The 19,613-nt window shown below is 67.2% G+C and carries 22 protein-coding genes; 9 read left to right on the top strand and 13 right to left on the bottom strand.

Annotation, left to right across the window (positions count from 1 at the left end):
- The first annotated feature begins 72 nt into the window (after positions 1 to 72).
- A complete protein-coding gene (locus tag ABZX86_RS04605) occupies positions 73 to 1,005 on the top strand; it encodes a heme A synthase (protein ID WP_355121254.1) in 933 nt (310 codons plus the stop codon).
- Positions 1,006 to 1,049: 44 nt separating this feature from the next.
- Here ABZX86_RS04605 and ABZX86_RS04610 read toward each other — a convergent pair whose 3' ends face one another.
- The 8 genes from ABZX86_RS04610 to ABZX86_RS04645 all read right to left on the bottom strand — a co-directional run bounded on the left by ABZX86_RS04610 (position 1,050) and on the right by ABZX86_RS04645 (position 8,148).
- Positions 1,050 to 1,574: a pyridoxamine 5'-phosphate oxidase family protein gene (locus ABZX86_RS04610; protein ID WP_355120030.1), complete on the bottom strand. Its 525-nt coding sequence runs from the start codon at positions 1,572 to 1,574 to the stop codon at positions 1,050 to 1,052.
- A gap of 81 nt (positions 1,575 to 1,655) precedes the next feature.
- Positions 1,656 to 2,531, bottom strand: a complete 876-nt coding sequence (locus ABZX86_RS04615; RefSeq protein WP_355120032.1) for a class I SAM-dependent methyltransferase — start codon at positions 2,529 to 2,531, stop codon at positions 1,656 to 1,658.
- A 12-nt stretch (positions 2,532 to 2,543) separates the two neighbouring features.
- On the bottom strand, positions 2,544 to 2,969 hold the full coding sequence (locus ABZX86_RS04620) for a hypothetical protein (protein ID WP_355120034.1): 426 nt from the start codon (positions 2,967 to 2,969) through the stop codon (positions 2,544 to 2,546).
- A gap of 117 nt (positions 2,970 to 3,086) precedes the next feature.
- Entirely contained in the window at positions 3,087 to 3,869 is a 783-nt protein-coding gene (nagB, locus tag ABZX86_RS04625) for a glucosamine-6-phosphate deaminase (RefSeq protein ID WP_355120036.1), read from the bottom strand.
- The gene (locus ABZX86_RS04630; RefSeq protein ID WP_355120037.1) at positions 3,857 to 5,023 is read right to left on the bottom strand and encodes an amidohydrolase family protein; all 1,167 of its coding nucleotides are present in this window, start codon (positions 5,021 to 5,023) and stop codon (positions 3,857 to 3,859) included. The genes nagB and ABZX86_RS04630 overlap by 13 nt, the downstream gene beginning before the upstream one ends.
- Positions 5,020 to 6,675 carry a phosphoenolpyruvate--protein phosphotransferase gene (gene ptsP, locus ABZX86_RS04635; protein ID WP_355120039.1) on the bottom strand — a complete coding sequence of 552 codons (1,656 nt, stop codon included), beginning with the start codon at positions 6,673 to 6,675 and terminating at the stop codon, positions 5,020 to 5,022. Before ptsP ends, ABZX86_RS04630 begins: the two co-directional genes overlap by 4 nt.
- Complete coding sequence (locus ABZX86_RS04640) at positions 6,665 to 6,928, bottom strand: HPr family phosphocarrier protein (RefSeq protein WP_297626140.1); 264 nt, start codon at positions 6,926 to 6,928, stop codon at positions 6,665 to 6,667. Before ABZX86_RS04640 ends, ptsP begins: the two co-directional genes overlap by 11 nt.
- A complete protein-coding gene (locus tag ABZX86_RS04645; RefSeq protein WP_355120041.1) occupies positions 6,928 to 8,148 on the bottom strand; it encodes a PTS transporter subunit EIIC in 1,221 nt (406 codons plus the stop codon). The genes ABZX86_RS04640 and ABZX86_RS04645 overlap by 1 nt, the downstream gene beginning before the upstream one ends.
- 110 nt (positions 8,149 to 8,258) lie before the next feature.
- Here ABZX86_RS04645 and ABZX86_RS04650 point away from each other — a divergent pair, with 110 nt between their 5' ends.
- Together ABZX86_RS04650 and ABZX86_RS04655 are read left to right on the top strand one after the other, a co-directional pair.
- On the top strand, positions 8,259 to 8,489 hold the full coding sequence (locus ABZX86_RS04650) for a PTS glucose/sucrose transporter subunit IIB (RefSeq protein ID WP_297626136.1): 231 nt from the start codon (positions 8,259 to 8,261) through the stop codon (positions 8,487 to 8,489).
- Between the two features lie 5 nt (positions 8,490 to 8,494).
- Entirely contained in the window at positions 8,495 to 8,944 is a 450-nt protein-coding gene (locus tag ABZX86_RS04655; protein ID WP_355120043.1) for a PTS glucose transporter subunit IIA, read from the top strand.
- Between the two features lie 80 nt (positions 8,945 to 9,024).
- Here ABZX86_RS04655 and ABZX86_RS04660 read toward each other — a convergent pair whose 3' ends face one another.
- Entirely contained in the window at positions 9,025 to 9,735 is a 711-nt protein-coding gene (locus ABZX86_RS04660; protein ID WP_355120045.1) for a GntR family transcriptional regulator, read from the bottom strand.
- 61 nt (positions 9,736 to 9,796) lie between these two features.
- Positions 9,797 to 10,147 (bottom strand): hypothetical protein, encoded by a 351-nt coding sequence (locus ABZX86_RS04665; RefSeq protein WP_355120047.1) that lies wholly within the window; start codon positions 10,145 to 10,147, stop codon positions 9,797 to 9,799.
- Between the two features lie 98 nt (positions 10,148 to 10,245).
- Between ABZX86_RS04665 and ABZX86_RS04670 the strand changes: the two genes are divergently transcribed.
- A complete protein-coding gene (locus ABZX86_RS04670; protein ID WP_355120049.1) occupies positions 10,246 to 11,211 on the top strand; it encodes a quinone oxidoreductase in 966 nt (321 codons plus the stop codon).
- Here ABZX86_RS04670 and ABZX86_RS04675 read toward each other — a convergent pair whose 3' ends face one another.
- On the bottom strand, positions 11,212 to 11,817 hold the full coding sequence (locus ABZX86_RS04675; RefSeq protein ID WP_355120050.1) for a TetR/AcrR family transcriptional regulator: 606 nt from the start codon (positions 11,815 to 11,817) through the stop codon (positions 11,212 to 11,214). It abuts the gene before it with no gap.
- 86 nt (positions 11,818 to 11,903) lie between these two features.
- Between ABZX86_RS04675 and ABZX86_RS04680 the strand changes: the two genes are divergently transcribed.
- The 5 genes from ABZX86_RS04680 to ABZX86_RS04700 all read left to right on the top strand — a co-directional run bounded on the left by ABZX86_RS04680 (position 11,904) and on the right by ABZX86_RS04700 (position 18,276).
- Positions 11,904 to 13,376 (top strand): FAD-dependent monooxygenase, encoded by a 1,473-nt coding sequence (locus ABZX86_RS04680; RefSeq protein WP_355120052.1) that lies wholly within the window; start codon positions 11,904 to 11,906, stop codon positions 13,374 to 13,376.
- Between the two features lie 207 nt (positions 13,377 to 13,583).
- Positions 13,584 to 15,071 (top strand): hypothetical protein, encoded by a 1,488-nt coding sequence (locus ABZX86_RS04685; protein ID WP_355120054.1) that lies wholly within the window; start codon positions 13,584 to 13,586, stop codon positions 15,069 to 15,071.
- A 121-nt stretch (positions 15,072 to 15,192) separates the two neighbouring features.
- Positions 15,193 to 16,008 carry a hypothetical protein gene (locus tag ABZX86_RS04690; protein ID WP_355120056.1) on the top strand — a complete coding sequence of 272 codons (816 nt, stop codon included), beginning with the start codon at positions 15,193 to 15,195 and terminating at the stop codon, positions 16,006 to 16,008.
- Between the two features lie 106 nt (positions 16,009 to 16,114).
- Positions 16,115 to 17,278, top strand: a complete 1,164-nt coding sequence (locus ABZX86_RS04695; protein WP_355120058.1) for a cytochrome P450 — start codon at positions 16,115 to 16,117, stop codon at positions 17,276 to 17,278.
- 239 nt (positions 17,279 to 17,517) lie between these two features.
- The gene (locus ABZX86_RS04700) at positions 17,518 to 18,276 is read left to right on the top strand and encodes an alpha/beta hydrolase (RefSeq protein ID WP_355120060.1); all 759 of its coding nucleotides are present in this window, start codon (positions 17,518 to 17,520) and stop codon (positions 18,274 to 18,276) included.
- Between the two features lie 123 nt (positions 18,277 to 18,399).
- Here the strand turns inward: ABZX86_RS04700 and ABZX86_RS04705 are convergent, their stop codons facing one another.
- Positions 18,400 to 18,837, bottom strand: coding sequence for a GNAT family N-acetyltransferase (locus tag ABZX86_RS04705; protein WP_355120062.1), 438 nt, complete (start codon positions 18,835 to 18,837; stop codon positions 18,400 to 18,402).
- Positions 18,838 to 18,874: 37 nt separating this feature from the next.
- Complete coding sequence (locus tag ABZX86_RS04710; protein WP_355120064.1) at positions 18,875 to 19,597, bottom strand: GntR family transcriptional regulator; 723 nt, start codon at positions 19,595 to 19,597, stop codon at positions 18,875 to 18,877.
- Positions 19,598 to 19,613 lie beyond the last annotated feature (16 nt).

A 19,613-nucleotide genomic window follows, 5' to 3' on the forward strand; every position in this document is an offset into this window, starting at 1 on the left:
GCCCGAATACGCTCCCGCTACCATCGACGCGTGCTATCTCGCGCATTCCAGCGACTCGTCGACCTGCTCCCGATGCCCTCGCTCCGGGTGCAGCGCATCATCGCTATCGCGGTGATCCTGTCCCAGGCCGGAATCTCGGTGACCGGGGCCATTGTTCGGGTCACCTCCTCCGGGCTCGGTTGCCCCACTTGGCCGCAATGCTTCCCGGGCAGCTTCACGCCGTCGACGGTCTCGGAAGTGCCGGTGATCCATCAGGCGGTCGAATTCGGCAATCGCATGCTGACTTTCGCGGTGACGCTGTGCGCGGCCCTGGTGGTCATCGCGGTGGTGCGCGCGCGGCGGCGATACGAGGTGAAGGTGTACGCGTGGCTGATGCCGGGCGGCACCGTACTGCAGGCGATCCTCGGCGGCATCACCGTGCGCACCGGACTGCTGTGGTGGACGGTGTCGGTGCATCTGCTGGCGTCCATGCTGATGGTGTGGCTGTCGGTGCTGCTCTACGCCAAGATCTGCGAACCCGATGACGGCATCGAGACCGTGCGGGTGCCCAAACCGCTGCAGTTGCTGACCGTCTTCAGTTCGATTGCGCTGTCCGCGGTGCTGGTCGCGGGCACCCTGGTCACCGGCGCGGGTCCGCATGCCGGTGACAAGAGCATCGAGAAGCCGGTCGCGCGATTGCAGGTGGAGATCGTCACGCTGGTGCATGTGCACGCCGAGATGTTGGTCGCGTATCTGGCGCTGCTGATCGGTCTGGCGTGCGGCCTGGCCGCCATCGGCATGAACAGGGCCATTCGCAATCGTCTGATCGTGCTGATCGTGCTGGTGTGCAGCCAGGCGCTGGTCGGCATCGTGCAGTACTTCACGAACGTTCCGGCTGCGCTGGTGGCCGTGCACGTCGGTGGCGCAGCGGCCTGCACCGCGGCGACCGCGGCCCTGTGGGCGGCGATGCGCACCCGGGAATCGGTGACCGCGGTGATCGCCGAACCGGTCGCTCAGAACGCCTGACGGTACACCGGGCGGAGAACCCGGTGCGGTACGCAGAGTTTCGCTCAGGCGGTGTTTCGGTCCGGGAAGCGGTAGCGAGTCTGGCTGAAGGGCTCACCCTTACCGAAGGCCAGCACCTTCTCCGGGGCGATCCCGTAGACCGAGGCCGTACCGCCCCGGCCGTCCGAGAATCCGTCGCCGGCCACGCTGAAGTCCCAGTCCAGCTGCACCTTCCACAGCTGGGCCAGCTCACTCAGGGTCGGCACATCGGTAATGCGCTCGGCGGTCCCCTCGACCACCACATCCACCCCGGAGTTCAGTCGATCGCTGCCGGTGGTCAGCACGCAGCGCGGTTCGCGGACAAGATTCACCGCCTTCTGCTCGTTATCGCCGGTGCAGATGTGCAGGCGGCCGTCGTGCCAGATCGCGGGCAGCGGTGTCACGTGCGGGCGGCCGTCGCGCCGGACCGTGGACAGCCAGAAGATTTCCGCCTGGTTCAGCGCATCGGTCACCTCGGCCCAGGACGGCGCGACCGCCCCCGGGCTGCTGAAACGCTGATCCAGTTCGACGGCGGGCTCGATCTCGGGCATAACTGATCTCCTGTTCGCAGGTGGGCCGTTATCAGTGCAGACCGCGTGCGAGGACAAAACTCATCGGTGTCCCGGCCGAGATCACCGCCGGTCGGCGACGGCGACTCTGCTGCTGGCCAGAAAGGAATCGCGCTCGATCGCCAGGTCCAGCCCGCGCGCGATACTGAGCTGATCCACATCCGTGGTGACATCGAATCCACGCGCGCCCAGCAGTTTTCGCATGCGCTCCGGCTGCCAGGACGACCGATTCGGCTCCCCCGCCATGGGATTGTTCCGCCCCGCCAGATTCAGCAGCACCTGCACCGCTGTGCGGCCGATCGAATACACCCGCGACGGCACGGGATAGGTGAGGATCAACCGGCTGCCGGGCGCACTGTGCTTGCCGACCATATCCAGGGTTGCCTCGACCTGCTCCGGCGTCAGATAGGGCACCACACCCTCCCAGATCCAGGTGGTCGGCCGAGTCTCGTCGTGCCCGGCTTCGGCGAGCGCCGCGCCCAGGGAATCGTGCGCGAAATCCACCGGAACGAAGCGCACCGATGCCGCCGTTGCCGTCCGCTCCCCCAGCCGTTCCCGCTTCTCCTGCTGCGAGGCGGGCTGATCGACCTCGAACACGTCCACCTCGGCGAGTTTGGCCATGCGCCAGGCGCGCGCATCCAATCCGGCGCCGAGAATCACCAGCTGCGGATTACCGCGCTCGCGCACCGCATCGTCGATGGCAACCGTGCGCACCACCAGTACTTCTGTAGTGCCGGTGAGCAATTCGAATTCCATCCGCTCACCGAACGGCTTCGGCCGGGTCCCGGAACGCACCCGCCGCACCGGCTCCTGCTCAGCGGGCGTGAGTAGCTCTATCGCGATCGGGTCGGCGAACCGCCCGACCGCCAACCGCCCCTCCGCCACGGCCCGGCCCTGACACACCAGAACCGCCGTCCGACTCGCCTTGCGCTCGGCCATGCCGACCATTATTCAGCGATGGCCCGCAGAGTGCTCGCTCCGGCGCGCCCGCAGCCCCGCGATGCCGAGCGCGATATCCGCGAGAATCTCGAAAATCGCTGCGAACCAGGAGAATCCATTGACGTGGGCGGAAGCGGGCGGATTGATGAAGCTGTCGCTGAACGGGCCGAACCAGTCCGGGAAGGTGTGGACGAGGATGAAGCCCACCGCGCTGGCGAAGCCCACGGCGATGGCCGCCGGCGCGGCCCAGCGATGCCCGCGATAGACGAGCACGATGGTGGCGAGCGCCAGGATGAGTTGCGCGGTCCCCAGCGTCATGACCGTCGAGGAGGTGGCGCTCATTCCGCGGCGCAGGTGATCGGAGCCGTGTACGGCCAGAGCCACCGCGAAAATCGCTGTCACCGAACGCAATTGCTTATCAGCCACAGATGCGGGCAAGGTTTCTATCGAACGAGTCATGGCGGCGCCCCCGAGAACGAAGTTCTTCGACTACTACCTATTGTAGTACTTTAACGGGCCACATGACAGTGCTCGTCGATCCTTACTTCGGGACGTTCAGAAAGTCTGCCAGGCGGGCTTGTTCTCGACGGCGAAGCGGTAGTACTCGACCGCCTTCAGGTCGGCGGCCGCCTCTGGGTCGACGATGACGGTGACATGGGGGTGCATTTGCAGGATCGAGGCCGGGCAGAATGCCGAGACCGGGCCTTCGACGGCGGCAGCGACGGCGCCGGCCTTGCCGGAGCCCGTGGCGATCATGACGAGATGGTCTGCGTCGCTGATGGTTCCGAGGCCCTGGGTCAGGACGTGGGTGGGAACCTGGGTCAGGTCGTCGTCGAAAAAGCGGGCATTGTCTTCGCGGGTCTTCGGGGTCAGGGTTTTCACGCGGGTGCGGGAGCGCAGGGAGGAGCCGGGTTCGTTGAAGCCGAGGTGACCGTTGGCACCGATGCCGAGGATCTGCACCGAGATGCGGCCGGTCTGGGCGATGGCGCGCTCGTAATCGGCTGCGGCGGCGGGGATGTCGGCGGCATTGCCGTCGGGGCTGTGCACATCGGAATCCTCGAAGTCCACGTGCGAGGTGAATTCGTCGCGAATGAACTGCGCATAGGACTGCGGGTGCCCGGGCGGGAGGCCGATGTACTCGTCGAGCAGAAAGGCCTGCACGCCACGGAAACTCAGGTCGGCCTCGCGGTACTGGCGAATGAGTTCCCGGTACGCGCCCAGTGGTGAGGAGCCGGTGGCCAAGCCGATGGCGCGGGACCCGCGGCGTACATGGTCGGCCATGATGCGGCCCGCCAGCACACCGGCTTCGGCCGCGTTATCGGTGATCACGAGTTCCATGGGACTCCGTCCTTGTACACGGTCAGTGGGGTCAGGTGGTGGTCGGTGACGAGCACATCGGCATGCATACCCGAGCGCAGCGCACCGATCTGATCTGCGCGGCCGAGCAGTCGAGCGGGGGTGGCGCAGGCGGCCGTCGCAGCGGCGGTGAGTTCCACGCCCGCATGGAAGACGGTACGGCGCAGCACATCCGAGGCGGTCGCCGTCCCTCCCGCGATGGCGCCCTCGCCGTTCGGGTCGTAGAGACGCGAAACCCCGTCCTGCACCACAACATCCAGACTGCCCAGGTGATAGCGACCATCGGGCTGACCGGCGGCCGCCATGGCATCGGTGATGAGGGCGAGATTGTCCGGGCCGATGGTGTCGAAGACCATGCGGACGGTGCCGTCGGTCAGATGGACGCCGTCACCGATCACCTCGGCCACCACATCACCGCGTCCGGCGGCGGCCATGGCGGCGGTGAGGAAATTGGCGTCGCGATGCGCGAGCTCCTGCATGGCATTGAACAAGTGGGTGATGGAAACCCGCCAACCGCGCCGCATCGCATGTACCGAGCGCTCGTAGTCGGCGACCGTATGCCCCAGCGACAGCACCACATTGGCATCGGCGAGCACATCGGCGAGCGCGTCGAAGTTCTCGACCTCCGGGGCGATGGTGACCGAGACGATGCGCCCGCCCGCGTAGTCGATGAGGCGATCCAGCATGGCCGGGTCACCGGCGATGATCCGGTCGGGATTGTGCGCGCCCCGCCGATGTTCGCTGATGAACGGACCTTCGAGATGAATGCCCGCGAGCAGTCCGGAGTCGACGGCCCCGCCCAGCACGTCGATGCGTTCGCGCAGTTCGGTTTCGGTGGCGGAGACCAGCGAGGCCACCAGCGTGGTGGTGCCGTGGCGGCGATGGAAGGCCGCCGCCACGGCGACACCCTCGGCATCGGCCTCGGGGAACCCGAATCCACCGCCACCGTGGCAGTGCACGTCGATGAGCCCGGGCAGGATGACCGGCGAGCAGTCCGCCACGGCGGGCAGCTCACCGTCGAATCCCTGTGCCGGACCGACGAAGTCGAGCAGCGGTCCGTCGAACGACACCACACCGTCGGCGATATCGCCCGCCTCGGTGAGGGTGACGACCCGGCCGCGCAGTGTCGTCCTCACTTACCTCGCCCCAGCGCGGTGCGGGCCGCCTGTAATGCCTCGTCCGCGGTTCGCGCGACTAGAACTGCGGCAGCGGTGTTTCGGCATTGCTCCAGGGTGACCTCCGCGAGCATTGCCCGCACCCCCGCCAATGATCGCGGCGCCATGGAAAGTGTCTCGACACCGAGACCCACCAGGACACAGGCGAATTCGGGATTGGATGCCGATTCGCCGCACACACCGACCTTGACGTGATGCTTGCTCGCCCCGGCGACCACCATGGCAATGGTCGCGGACAGTGCGGGCTGCCACGGATTGTGCAGCGCCGCCAGCGACGAGGACATGCGGTCCGCGCCGAAGAGATACTGCGACAGGTCGTTGGTGCCGATGGAGAAGAAATCCACCTCCGCGCCGAGCTGCTCGGCGCGCAGTGCCGCCGCCGGGATCTCGACCATGACGCCGGGCGAGTGCACCCCGGCCTCGCGCGCACGGGTGGCGAAATAGTTCGCCTCCTCGACGGTGCCGACCATGGGCGCCATGACCTGCACGACAGCGCCGGTGGCCTGTCGTGCGGCCTCGATGGCCGTGAGCTGGTCGAGCAGCGCCCCCTCATCGACGCTGCTCAACCGCAGCCCGCGCACACCGAGCGCGGGGTTCTCCTCGTCCGGCAGATTCAGGAACGGCAGCGGCTTATCGGATCCGGCATCCAGGGTCCGCACCGTGATGGGGCGCTCCCCCAGGACGCGGAAGATCTCCGCGTACTGCTCCGTCTGCTCGGCGACCGTCGGCGCGGATTGCCTGCCCAGGAACAGGAATTCGGTCCGGAACAGTCCGACACCCTCGGCGCCGAGTTCGACCGCGAGCCGTGCGTCGGCGACGCTGCCCACATTGGCGAGCAGCGGCACCGCATGCCCGTCTGCGGTACGACCCGGACCGGTGGGAGCGTCTGCCTGCCGCGCGCGCACGGCAAGCACTTCCTCACGACGCTCCTTCCCCGGCTCGATTTCGACCGTGCCGCCGGTGCCGTCGAGCACCACCACGGTGTTCTCCGCGATCTCGACCGCGTCCGGGCAGGCCACCACGGCCGGAATGCCCAGGGCCTTGGCCAGAATCGCGGTATGCGAGGTGGGTCCGCCTGCGACGGTGAGCAATCCGACCACGAGCCGCGGGTCCAGCGTCGCCGTATCGGCGGGCGCGAGATCCTGGGCGGCCAGCACGAAAGGTTCGGCGCTGTCCGGGATTCCGGGCGGATCCACGCCCAGCAGTTCGGCGACCACCCGCTGACCCACATCCCGCAGATCGGAGGCGCGCTCGGCCATCATGCCGCCCAGGGCCGCCAATTGCCCGGCGAAGTGGGCAACGGCTTCGGTGACCGAGTGCGCGGTGGGGCCGCCGGCACGGATGCCCGTGCGCACCTGGTCGAGCAGAGCCGGATCGGCCGCCAGCGCCGAGGTCATGAACAGGATGTCGGCAGCCGGACCCTGCGCCGCCGAGGCCTGTACGGCATAGCGGCCCGCGACGGTCTCGAAAGCGGTTTCGGCCCGGGAGATTTCGGCCTCGACATCGCTCCCGGCAGCGTCGGACGAGCTGGTGACCGGCGTGGACGCCAGCCACTTCACCGGTCCGAGCGCCACTCCGGGAGCGGCGGCGACACCGTGGATCTCACGCGTCAAGATCGGTCTCCAGCAGCGTGACGAGCTGATCGAGGACCTCGTCACCACCGTCCTCGGTGTAAAGGGTGACGGTGTCGCCCTGCTTCACGCCGAGGGTCATCACCTGCAGCAGACTACCGGCGGCGACGGGCGGCTTGCCGTCGATCGAAATCGTCACGGGCGTGGCCGATTTGGCCGCAGCCTGGGCGAAGAGTGCGGCCGGGCGGGCGTGCAGGCCGGTCTTCGACGCAACAACAGCGGTGCGATTGATCATTACGCGACGTTCTCCTTCTCGATCTCTTCTTCTTCGGGTTCACGACCCGGTGTCGGCAGATTCCAGCGTCGAATGATGAAGCTGAAGGTGAAGTAGTACAGGACCGCGTACCCGAGTCCGATCGGGATCAACAGCAGCGGGTGCGTCGCCTTGCCGAAGTTCAGCAGATAGTCGATGGCGCCCGCGGAGAAGGTGAAACCGTCGTGGATGCCCAGCGCATTGGTCAGTGCCAGTGAGGTTCCGGTGAAGATGGCGTGGATGAGCAGCAGCGGCCAGGCCACGAAGATGAAGGCGAATTCCAGCGGCTCGGTGATGCCGGTGACAAAGGCGGTCAGACCGGTCGAGAGCATGATGCCGCCGATCATCTTGCGGTTCTCCGGCTTGGCATTGCGCCAGATGGCGAGTGCGGCGGCGGGCAGGCCGAACATCATGATCGGGAAGAAGCCGGTCATGAAGGTGCCCGCGGAAGGATCACCGGCCAGGAAGCGCGGGATATCGCCGTGTGCGCCGTTGTAGTCGCCGATTACGAACCACACCACCGAGTTCAGAATGTGGTGCAGGCCCAGGGGCAGCAGCAGGCGGTTGGCGAAGCCGAAGACGCCGCCACCGGCGACCGAGTTATCGGCCACGGTATTGCCGAGCCAGGTGAGGCCGGAGTTGAAGGCCGGGTAGATGAATGACATGACCACGCCGATCACCACGGCCGCGCAGGCGGTCAGGATGGGAACCAGACGGCGGCCCGAGAAGAAGCCGAGGTAGTCGGGAAGCTGGACGCGGTGGTAGCGCTGCCACAGGATGGCGGCCGTCAGGCCGATCACGATGCCGCCGAGGACACCGAAATTCACCAGCGACTGCACATGCTTGTCATCGACCTTGCCCGACAGCACAATCGGCGACATGGCCTTCTCGACGCCCTGGAAAGCCAGGTAGCCGACGACCGCGGCCAAGGCGGTGGATCCGTCCGCCTTCTTCGCCCAGCCGATGGCGATACCCACCGCGAACAGCAGCGGCAGTGCGTCGATGAGTGCACCGCCCGCGCCCGCGAGGACGTCCGCGACACCCTTGGTGGCCGACCAGCGGCCGAGCATGTCCGCCTGTCCCAGCCGTAGTAGCAACCCGGCAGCAGGTAGCGTGGCGATCGGCAGCATCAAGCTACGGCCGAGCTTCTGCAATCCGGACAGGTCGATTTTCTTGCGCGCGCCCTGGGCGGTATCGGCCATAGCGGTGTTCCTCGGTCTGTGAATAGGGTCACCCGGCGGTATGGTGACTGGTTATAACCACATATAACTGGTTATAACCAGCTTTGTCCACTCGACACGCAGGAGGAATCATGTCGAAAGTCGATCAGATCGTCGCCGGGCTCGGCGGCACCGACAACATCGTCGAAGTAGAGGGCTGCATCACGCGCCTGCGCGTCGAGGTCAAGGACGCCACGAAGGTGAACGAGAAGGATCTCAAGGCCGCCGGCGCACACGGCGTGGTCAAGATGGGTGACGCGGTTCAGGTTGTGGTCGGGCCGACCGCCGATGCCCTGGCCGAAGACATCAACGATCTCCTCTGAGCGCCATGAGCACAGAGATCCTGGCGCCGCTGCGGGGCCGCGCCATCCCGCTGTCCGAGGTACCCGATCCGGTGTTCGCGGCGGAGATGGTCGGTGCGGGCGTGGCCATCGAACCGCCCGATACCGATGAGCCGATCACGGTGGTCGCACCGATCTCCGGCGCCATCGTGAAGTTGCATCCGCATGCCGCCGTCATCCTCAGCGATGCGGGTATCGGGGTGCTGCTGCATATCGGCATCGATACCGTCGGCAAGACGGATCTGTTCCAGGTGCAGGCCGCCGAGGGCGATCGCATCGAGGTGGGCCAACCACTGGTTACCTTCTCGCCGAATGCCATTCGCCGCCTGGGGCTCAGCGCCGCGGTGCCGGTGGTGGTGATGGACAGCGCGCCGGGTTCGGCGCAGCACGCGGCATCCGGCGCGGTGACCGCGGGCGAGGTCCTCTTCTCCATCTGAGTGGGCAAACGAACTGAGCCCCGGCCTGAATCAGGCTGGGGCTCAATCATGTTCGGGGCCGCACCGAGTTCGGTTGCGACTCAGTCGTTCTGACCGCCGTCGCCCGCCGAAACAGTCATGTAGACCTGGTATCGGTCTGCGCGGTACCAGGATTGGGCATGCTCGACGCACCGGTCCCGCGAGTACGACATGCGATCGAAGGCCAGTAGCGGCGACCCGACATCGGTGCCGAGCCAGCCCGCATTCCGCTCGTCCGAGGCCACCGCGCGCACCGTTTGATCGGCACGGTCGACGGGGCAGTCGTACTCACGATTGAGCAGCGAGTACAGCGATTGCGTCAGATCATGATCGAGCAGGCCCGGCAGCAGATCGGCCCGATACCAGCCGTCGTCGATGGAGATGGGCAATCCGTCGGCGAGCCGTAGCCGCACCAGATGGAAGGCCTTGTCCTCGGTGCCGATTCCGAGCGCGGCGATCGAGGCCGGCGGCGGTACGCCGATATCGGTGTGCAGCACCACGGTGCTCGGTGTGCGGCCCAGCCGTCGCATGTCCTCGCTGAAGGAGGCCATATGCAGTCGTGAGCGCGCGACGCGTTCCGCGACGAAGGTGCCTTTACCGGGGATGCGGGTGATGACACCCTCGGATTCGAGCTGGCCCAGCACCTCTCGCACCGTCATGCGACTGACGCGATAGTCGTCGCAGAGTTGCCGTTCACTGGGCAGCATTTCGCCGGGGCGCAGCGTTGCGCACAGGGTCGTCAGCGCGGAACGCAGCTGCGCCTGTTTTGTCACTCGACCGGACACGGTGTCCTCGGTGAGTGCACGCCCCCCGCGGGTTGCGGGTTCATTCGACCTACTTCTCGTTGCGTGCCTTGGGGAATCGCTTCTGCTTGGCTACCCAGCCTGCCATCTTCGCCCAGTGGCCCTTGGCGGGGGTGACGGTGGAGATGAGTTCGCGGTTCCATTCGTCGGCCTCGGTGAGTCCGTCGACGGCGGCGACGAGCGCCTTGGCGGTCTCCAGATCACCGACGACCCGGTCGCCGAGAATGCCGTCGGAGCCGACGAGGGTGACCCGGACGCCGATGCGGCCGACGGGCTGCAGCACCGCGGTGGCACTGCCGCCGTGCTCGGCGAGGAATCCCTTCACCGAATCGATGACGGACGGCGACAGCTTGGCAGGTGCCGATGCGGCGGTAGCGCTCATGCGGGCCAGTTTACCCACGGGTAAACCCGACTTCGCGAAGCGCCGGTGTTCCCTGCGTCGCTCACAACCCGACCGCCCGGCGGGTGTAGAACAGAGTCATGCGCGCCATCGAGGTTTCCGAGCACGGCGGTCCCGAGGTTCTCCGGCCGGCCGAGGTAGCGGACCCGCAGGTCGGGCCCGGACAGCTGCTGGTGGACACCGAGGCGATCGGCGTCAATTTCATCGACACCTATATCCGCACGGGGCGCTATCCGACACCCGTGCCCTACATTCCGGGCGCCGAGGGCACCGGCGTGGTGGCGGCGGTCGGGCCGGAGGTCACGGAGTTCCGGGTCGGCGATCGGGTGGCGTGGGCGACGGCGTCCGCCAGTTATGCCGAGAAGGTGCTCGTTCCCGCCGAATTCGCGATTCCGGTACCCGACGGGGTGCCCGCGCCGGTCGCCGCTTCGGCACTGCTGCAGGGCATGACGGCGCACTATCTGATCGAGTCGATCTACAGGCCCGAGATGGGTGAGACCGTGCTCGTGCACGCCGGGGCGGGCGGGGTCGGGCTGATCCTGACGCAGCTGCTGGCGGCACGCGGGGTGCAGGTGATCACCACCGTGTCCACCGATGACAAAGAGAAGCTCTCCCGGGACGCGGGCGCCGCCGAGGTGCTGCGCTACGAGGACGACATTGCCGCGCGCGTAAGGGAACTCACCGATGGGGTGGGTGTGGCGGCCGCCTACGACGGGGTGGGCGCGAACACCTTCGAGGCCAGTCTGGCCTCGGTGCGGGTGCGTGGCATGCTGGCGCTGTACGGCGGGGCCAGCGGGCCGGTGCCGCCCTTCGATCTGCAGCGGCTCAATGCCGCGGGGTCGCTGTTCGTGACGCGGCCGACGCTGGCGCACTATGTGCGCGATCGTGCCGAATTGCTGTGGCGCGCAGGCGACATCATGAATGCCATTGCCGACGGAACTCTGAAGATCCGGATCGGCGCGAGCTATGCCCTCGCCGACGCCGAGCAGGCGCATCGGGATCTGGAGGGGCGCAAGACCACCGGATCGGTTGTGCTGCTGCCCTGATCAGGTGATGTCGCGGCCGGTCAGGCCGCGGTAGATGAAACGGGTCAGCGCGTCGACGGCCTGCTCGTCGGTCACGTCGAGCGCGCCGTCCTCGACGGCCTGCAGTAGTGCGCTCGTCGCCAGGAACATGATGGCGAGGCTGACGTCCGGGCTGCCGGGAAGTTCCAGGCCGGCGGCCGGAAAGCCGTCGAGGTGGTCGCGGATGCCCATGCGCTGCTGTGCGCCGAAATCGCTGACTATGCGCGCGAAGTCCTCGCTGACCAGGGCGGCCTGGGAGGTGGCGCGCAGCACCGCCCAGTTGTGGCGCGCGAAGCTCCAGTAGCTGTCGACGTGGTAGCGCACCGCCTCCGGATCGGTGAAATCCGGTTTGTGGTCCGGTGATTCGGCGGAGACATCCCCTTCGGCCTCGAGGTCGTTCAGCAGCGCCTGGAGAATTTCTTCCTTGCCGGCGAAGTGGTTGTAGAAGGAGCCCGCCGCCCGGCCGGCCGCCGCGGTGATATCGGTGATCTTGGTGTTCAGGTAGCCGCGTTCGGCGAAGAGCCGTCGGGCGGCGCTCTTGAGCGCCTGCTCGGTCTCCGTCGATCGCTCCTGGCGACGCCCAGCCATTCGAACCACCTCCTTGACAACGGAAACTACCATCCACAATACTGAATCTACATTCAGTGAATCTATATTCAGATATTGGAGTCGCCATGTCGCCGCAGGTACTCATTGCCGGCGCCGGTCCCACCGGCCTCACCCTCGCCATCGATCTGGCTCGTCGCGGTATCGCGGTGCGCATTGTGGATCGGGCCGAGAAATTCTTCGACGGCTCGCGCGGGGACGGTATCCAGCCGCGCACGCTCGAGGTGTTCGACGATCTCGGGGTCCTCGACGCGGTGCTGGCCGCGGGCATCCCGCAGCCGCTCATGAAGGTTTTCCTCGGTGGGGAGTTCGTCATGGAGCGGCGGATGACCACACCGAAGGAGCCCACTCCCGATGTGCCGCACCCGAATCCGTGGGTGCTGGGTCAGTCCGATACCGAGGCGATCCTGCGGGAGCGGCTGGCGGAATTCGGCGTGAAGGTCGAATCGGCCACCGAGCTGGCGGATTTCACCGCCGACGAGGACGGTGTGACGGCCACGCTGCGGCACGGCGACACGAGCGAGACCGTGCGGGCGGACTACCTCGTGGGCGCGGACGGCGGGCGCAGCACGGTGCGCAAGGCGCTCGGCATCGCCTTCGAGGGCACCACCGACGAATCGATTCGCATGCTGCTCGGCGATATGCGCGCCGATGCGCTCGATCACGAGTACGGCTACTGGTTCGCCAACCCGGAGGATCCGATGGAGGGAATCGCCATGTCCCCCTTGCCGGGTGGGCGCAAGTTCCAGTTCGCGGCGCCGATCAGCGCCGACTCCGATGCCGATCTGGCGGTACTGCAGGAGTATCTGGAGCGGCGGTCGGGCCGGACCGATGTCACCCTGAGCGACTTGAGCTGGTCGACGGTGTGGCGGCCGAATATCCGGCTGGCCGAACGGTTCCGGGCCGGGCGGGTGTTTCTCGCCGGTGACGCCGCGCATGTGCATCCGCCGACCGGCGGGCAGGGGCTCAATACCGGCGTGCAGGACGGCTACAACCTGGGGTGGAAACTCGAAGCGGCGCTGCGCAATCCGGGGGCGGAGAGTGAGCCGCTGCTCGATTCCTATCAGACCGAGCGGCGTGCGATCGCGGCGCAGGTGCTCGGGCTGAGCTCGGCGCTGCTGGACAAAACGGTCAAGGGGGATCCCAATGCCATGGATCGCGAGGGCACCCAGCAGCTGGATCTGAGCTATCGGCAACTGTATGCCGCTGAGGCGGGCGAGGGGTTGCACAGCGGTGATCGCGCACCCGACGCACCGCTTGCCGATGCGGCGGGGCAGGCGGTCAGCCTGTTCGACATGTTCCGTGGGCCGCATGCGACGCTGCTCGTTTTCGGACCCCTGCGGGCCGAGGAGCCGGGTGAGATCGAGAGCGCCTCGTTCGGGCGGCCCGCCAAGGTCGTGCGGGTGGTCCGACCAGGGGTTGTGGCCGGTGCGCACGACCTCATCGATGCCGACGGGCACGCCTACCGCGCCTACGGAGCCGGCGATGGAACCCGGGTGCTGATCCGTCCCGACGGCTATGTCGGGGCGTTGCTGCGGTAGCAATCAGACAAACCGGCCGGTTGCCCCGGGTTGCTCCCACAACCTGCGGGTAGGACTCCCCCTGCGCGGCAACCGGCCGAACCATGCAGAATGATCTTGCTGCCGCGCAAAACAATTCGCCGCGACCGCGCAGCGTGAGACGTAAGGTGGTCGCGGCGACCGTTCGGGCGGCCGAAGGGTAGAAGCATCGGTCAGAGGTGGTCTGGGATGTTGGTGAAGGTCCGGAACGACGACCCGTCGCGGTTGTCGGCTACCGAGCGCACCGTGGTGAACTGGCTCAAATCGTGGAGCGGGCCGCACGCTGTGCCCGGTATCGCCATAGTGCAGTGCCAGGACGCCGACATCGTGGTGTGGACGCCGCAGACCAGTGTGGTGGTGGGGGTGCACGGTTTCACCGAGCGTGTCACCGGCACCCTCTCCTGCGCCGAGGACGAGCCGTGGACGGTCGACGGTAAACCCGCGCCGATCGACGGTGACGCCAATCCGCTCGAGCGGGTGCTGCGGCAGACCGTGCATCTCGCCGGACAATTGCGCTCCGCGCCCGGCCGGGAGAATGTCCCCGTCAGTGGGCTGGTCCTGCTGTGCCCACAGCTCGGCAGCCGCGTGAAGCTCGAAAAGGGCGCCCTCCCACCCGGTATCGACGTCCTCATCGGCGACGGCCCGTCCTCGCTGCGCAATTACTTCACCAGCCTCGCCGAGGGCGCCGAGCCGTCCTGGGACGCCGCGCAGGTCGGCCAGGCGCTCGGGGCGCTCGGATTCGCCGCCGCCGCAACCTATTCCGATTTGGTTTCGGAGGGTTTCCCACCGCCCGATTCGGCCCGGACCTCTCCTCCCCCGATGTCCGCCGCCCCGACGGTCGTGGTTCCTTCGGTCCCCGTCCCGTCGCCAGAGCCGCCGGCTCCCCCGGCGGCTCCTTCGCGCCCGTCCTCCGGCGCGCCGTCCGGACCGTCCTCAGGCGCCCCGGCGGGTCCGCTCCCGGGCTCCCAGGCTGCACCTCTCCCAGGCGTTCCGGCGGGACCTTCAGGCGCTCCATCCGGTCCCGGTGCCGGCCGGGCCGTCCCCGCCGGTGGCGGTTCCCCCACCGGCCCCGGCCGCGATGCCCCACCCGCACAACAGTTCTCACAGCCCGCAGGCCGCCGCCCGGCAGCTGGCGCCGAAATCGCCAGCGCCGCAGCAGCAGCCGCCGCCTATCGCGCAGTCACCGGCGGCGCCCCCGCCCCCCAACAGCAATACCCCCAGGGCGGTTCCCCCCAGGGCCCCGCAGGCTCCCCTGCGGGCCGCCCCCGCCAATTCCCACCCCAGTCCCCACCCGCAGGATGGCAAGGCGGCCAGCAGTCCCGCCCCCTGCAGGGCGGCCCCGCCCCCCAAAACGGCCCCCAGGCAAACTATTCCGCCGGCCAGTCCCAAAACCCGGCCCCCGGATTCCCCCTCTGGTCCGACCCCCAGCACCCACCCAAGGCAGCCCGCCCCCGCCGCCGCCGCGACCTCCCCATAGTCGGCGCCCTGGTCCTCCTGGTCCTCATCCTCGCCGTAGCAGCCATGTGCACCGGCCGCACCACAACCACCAACAACAAACCCCGCCCCGCCGAAGAATCCACCCTCACCCACCAATCCACCACCCCCACCACCACCGACCCCACCATCCCCCCAACCACCATCGCCCCAGCCTGCTTCCCCCTCCAACCAGGCTGCTGAGGCCCGCAGGAATCACGCGCTCCGGTTCTCGCACGGTCCGTAGCTCAGCTTTCAGCTGACTGTGAACCCGGCACGTCCGCACATCGTGAAGTCCTCATCGTCTGTCGATTCGAGGAGCAACATGCGGATACCGTCCTGCTTGTACGTCGGCGTGGTAGCCACCGGGTTCGCCGTCGCGGCCATGGCCACCGCCACTGCGGCTCCGGTCAGCGAACCGCCTGGTGCGGTGCGGGATGGCGGACCGGTCGCCGAGGCGGTTCCGCCCGGTGGTCTGATCACCAGTTTTCTGCACAATCAGGTCACCTACTGTTCGATCATCTGCCCGCTCGCCGTCCAGACCGCCACCACGGCGGTCACCGCAATTCAGCAGGCGCAGGGCACATTCGCCGCCGCCTCGCAGGGCAATGACCCGGCCAAGGCACTCGGCATCGCGGCAGCTTCCATCACCGGACCGACGAGCGCCGCAGCACAGCAGACCATCGTCGCCGACGGCACGGTCGTAGCGCCGCGGGCACTGAATGCTTTCGAGGTAGGCGTAGTCGATGTACTCAACATCGGACCTGCCGCTGCGGCAGGCGGGCCACCCGCGGCTGTCGCGGCGGCCCAGACCGCTCGCCAAGACACATACGCCGCACTCAACGCACCCATCGTGCCCAATCCCCCGCCTACCGTCACCCCGCACGATGCCGTCCAAGCCGCAGTGGTGGCAGTGATCGATGCGGGCGCAGCGGTGGTTTTCCCGGCGTTCAACACCGTCCTGACCGCCGCATTCCAAGCCCCTGATGCCGCAGCGCAGGAACTGGCAGCCACCGGCGATCCGCAACAAGCCCTCGCCGCAGGTCTCGACACGGTGACCGCGGCGCAGACCGCGGCCGACACGATCGTCACCGACGCGGTCGCCCGTGCGGTCGACGAAATCGGCGTGGCTACCCAGTAACTGCGCCTTCCGCGAACGAGTGCACCACCATCAATAGTGTTTGGCCCCAAACATTTTGACGCTGAAAGGCACGCGATAATCGAGTTCGTTTGACACACTAACGGCCATGAAGCTGCAGGGGAGTTGCCCGTTTCAGGCCGGGATCCACGGCGTCGACGCATTACATGAGGAGTTGAGAACCCAAGGGGCGGGGGTACATCAGGGCACGCTGCCCGACGGATCAGGGGCGTGGGCGGTTACCGGTCACGAGGCGGTGCGGCGTCTGCTCAACAATCCTCGGCTGTCGGTGGTGAAAGCCAAGAGCCGCAACGGATATGCGGGTGCCCATCTGCCGCCCGCACTGGATGCGAATCTATTGAACATGGACGGCGAGGAGCATCGTCGTCTGCGCAAACTCGCGGCTGAGGCCTTCGCCCCTCGTCATCACCGTGCGCAGGAAGCGATCGTGGCCGAGACGGTCGCAGAACTGGTGGCCGACCTGCCCGCCGCCGGAGAGATCGACCTCATGGGCAGGCTCTGTGAGCCGTTGCCGGCGCGCGTGATCGGGGCTTTGCTCGGGTTGCCCCGCGAACAGCTGGGCGCTTTCCGAGACGCATCCGCACTGGTGCTGCGCGTGGATTCCTCCCCCGGTGAGCAGGACACGCGCACGGCCATGGTCACTCTCATGGGGCTGGTGGCCGGTGTCATCGCGGACAAGCGCCGCGCACCCGGTGACGATCTGCTCTCGGCCTGGATCGCCACCCGCGACGGGCCGGACAAACTCACCGAGGACGAACTCATGAGCCTCGCGTTCCTGACCATCGTCGCCGGAATCGAGAACGTCATCAGCTTGACCGCGCTCGTCCTGGACGACGTCGTGCGCAACCGGCAGCATCACGCCCGCGAAATCCTCGGCGAGCCGGTCGAATTCGCGAAATTCATCAGGCAGCTCATCAACGAGAACCCACCGGTGAACTACGCACTGCGCCGTTTCCCCACCACCGACCTCGAGGTCAACGGTGTGACGATCCCACGCGGGGACACCGTATTTCTCTCGGTGCGTTCAGCGCATTCGGATCCCGACAGTGCCGGGAAGGCCGATCTCGGGTTCGGGTACGGTCCGCACTACTGCATCGGTGCCAGGCTCGCCGAAATGCAGGTCCAGCACGCGGTACGCGCTGTGCTGCAACACTATCCGCAGCTGAGCGTCACCGGTGCGCGGGAGGGCTACCAGCTCCGGCTGAGCTGGCAGACCTACGCCCTGGCCGAGCTGCGCATGGTCGCTGCCTGATTGCAGCGGATGCGCCGACGGGCGAGCAGTTCTCAACGATCTACATCTCCCGGGGCGGCCAACAGGAACAGTGCTACGGCCTCTCCAAGAGCGGTGTCACCCCGATGTCTGGGCGCTCGCGCCCAGACACAGCCGCAGCGATATGAGCCCCGCGGAAACCATCACGCGACTCGCACGGCCCGAGATGCTCCCCCACCTGTGACCCGCCGTGCTGGCTTTCAGGTTAAGATCCAAAGCCTATGGGGGCGTATCGATTCACCGGCCGCGACGGCGTAGAACTGGCATGGCATGAGATCGGGTCCGGTCGGCCGTTGATCCTGCTGCCCGGCTTCGGAGGCGTGGGTTCGCTCATGCTCGAGTACGGACCGGCCCGCCTGCTCGCCGCGCAAGGACATCGCGTTGTACTTCCCGACTTCCGCGGGTACGGGGACAGCGCGAAACCGCACGATTTCGTCGCCGGGTATCCGCCGGATGTGCTGGCGGACGACGGAATCGCACTCGTCGAGCAACTCGGACTCGGCGACGGAGACTACGACCTCGGCGGGTACTCCCTCGGCGCGCGGATCGTGGTGCGCATGCTCGCACGGGGCGCCACGCCCGGCCGGGCGATCGTGGCCGGTCAGGGACTGGCCAAGGTGAGCGGCCCGCAGGCCGGCGGCGCGAACCATCGTGTGCTCACCGCACTGGTCAACGGCACCGCGATCGAGCCCGACTCACCCGATGCCCGCGCAGCCCAGATGATCTCGAAGATTGGCACGGACCCTCGGGTCATGCTGCACGTACTGGACTCGCTGGTACCGACGCCCGAGGCCGCCCTGCGCGCGATAACCGTCCCTGCGCTCGTAGCGATCGGCGATCAGGACGAGCGCGCCGACGCTGATCTGCTGGCGGCGCTCCTGCCGAATGCCGAGTTCGTCCGGGTGCCGGGCGATCACGGAAGCGCGTTCGCCGCACCCGAACTCGCTACCGCATTCCTCACCTTCCTAGCCGAGCGTTGATTCCTGTCGGAGTGAGAACGTCTTTCGGAGCGGCATCCGGCCTGAGCGGTCAAAAACCCGGCCACACCGGCAAAAAATGCTGTTCTGGCGCGAACTTTGACCGCTCAGGCCGACATCTTCCATTCAGTCGGTCGGAGTGAAGCGGTAGACACGCGATTCCCGCGGTCGAAATCCGAGACGCTCGTACAGGCGGTTGGCCGAGGTCCGGGAAGCACGCGAGGTCAGATCCAATGTTCTGGCGCCGGCATCGTGCGCCCGGACCTTCGCCTCCTCGAGCAGCGCCGCGCCGACACCCTGGCCGCGGGCCGAGTCGTCGACGACCACGTCCTCCACGCGCGCCCGAAGGCCCGACGGGATCGCGAACATCACCAAACTCAATGTCCCGACGATCTTTCCGCCACCACGCGCGACCAGCATCGTGGTCGACTCCGCAGCGATCAACCGCGCCAGCGCTTCTCGATCGAGCCGCTGCGCTGTGCTCGACAGTTGCGGGAGCAATCGGTCGAACGCCTCGACGATTTCCTCATCGACAACAGTCAGTACTTCCACGGTGACAGACATCTCGGCACTGTACTGCCGCCGTCGGGCAGCGGGCGGGTCAGTCGTGGTGGACCTGCTGGGTTGTTGTGAAGGTCATGCGGTCGCCGCGGTAGAGGGAGCGGCGGTGTTCTATGGGGATTCCGTTCTGGTCGTAGGAGATTCGGTTCAGTAGGAACATCGGGGTGCGGGCGTCGACGGTGAGGAGGGCGGCTTCGCGGGCGTCGGGGAGGGTGGTGTCGATGCTGTCTTCGGTGCGTTCGAACGCTATGCCTCGCTCCATGATCGCGGCGTAGAGCGAGCTGGTGTGGTCGAAGTTGTCGAACATGCCGGGGTAACGCTGGGCCGGCAGTTTGGTGGTCTCCAGGCCGACGCGATAGCCGTCGGTGGTCAGGACGCGCTCGAGCTGGGTGATCGGGGCGCCGACTTCGATATGGAGCTTTCCGGCGAGTTCCTCGTCGGCGACCAGGTGGGTCCAGCCGACCAGAATGCGGCTGGCACTGCGACCGTCAGCCAGTGCGGCTTCGGTGTAGGAGCCGATCATGAGCGGCTGCACCACCTTCGGGCTGGCGACGATGGTGGTGCGACCGCGGCGTTCGATGCGGCCCTGCAGCAGTACGGCCCGCAGGGCCTGGCGCACCGTCTCCCGGGAGACGTCATACCGTTCGGCGAGTTCGCGCTCGGCGGGAAACGGATCTCCCGCGGACATACCGTCGAGCAGTTTCTCCAGCTTCGCACGCAGGGCTTGGTGTTTCAGCTCTCGGGGTTCGGCGGTCGCGGTCACGGGGCGACCATATCAA

Source organism: Nocardia sp. NPDC006630 (genome assembly GCF_040611495.1).
Classification (GTDB): Bacteria; Actinomycetota; Actinomycetes; order Mycobacteriales; family Mycobacteriaceae; genus Nocardia.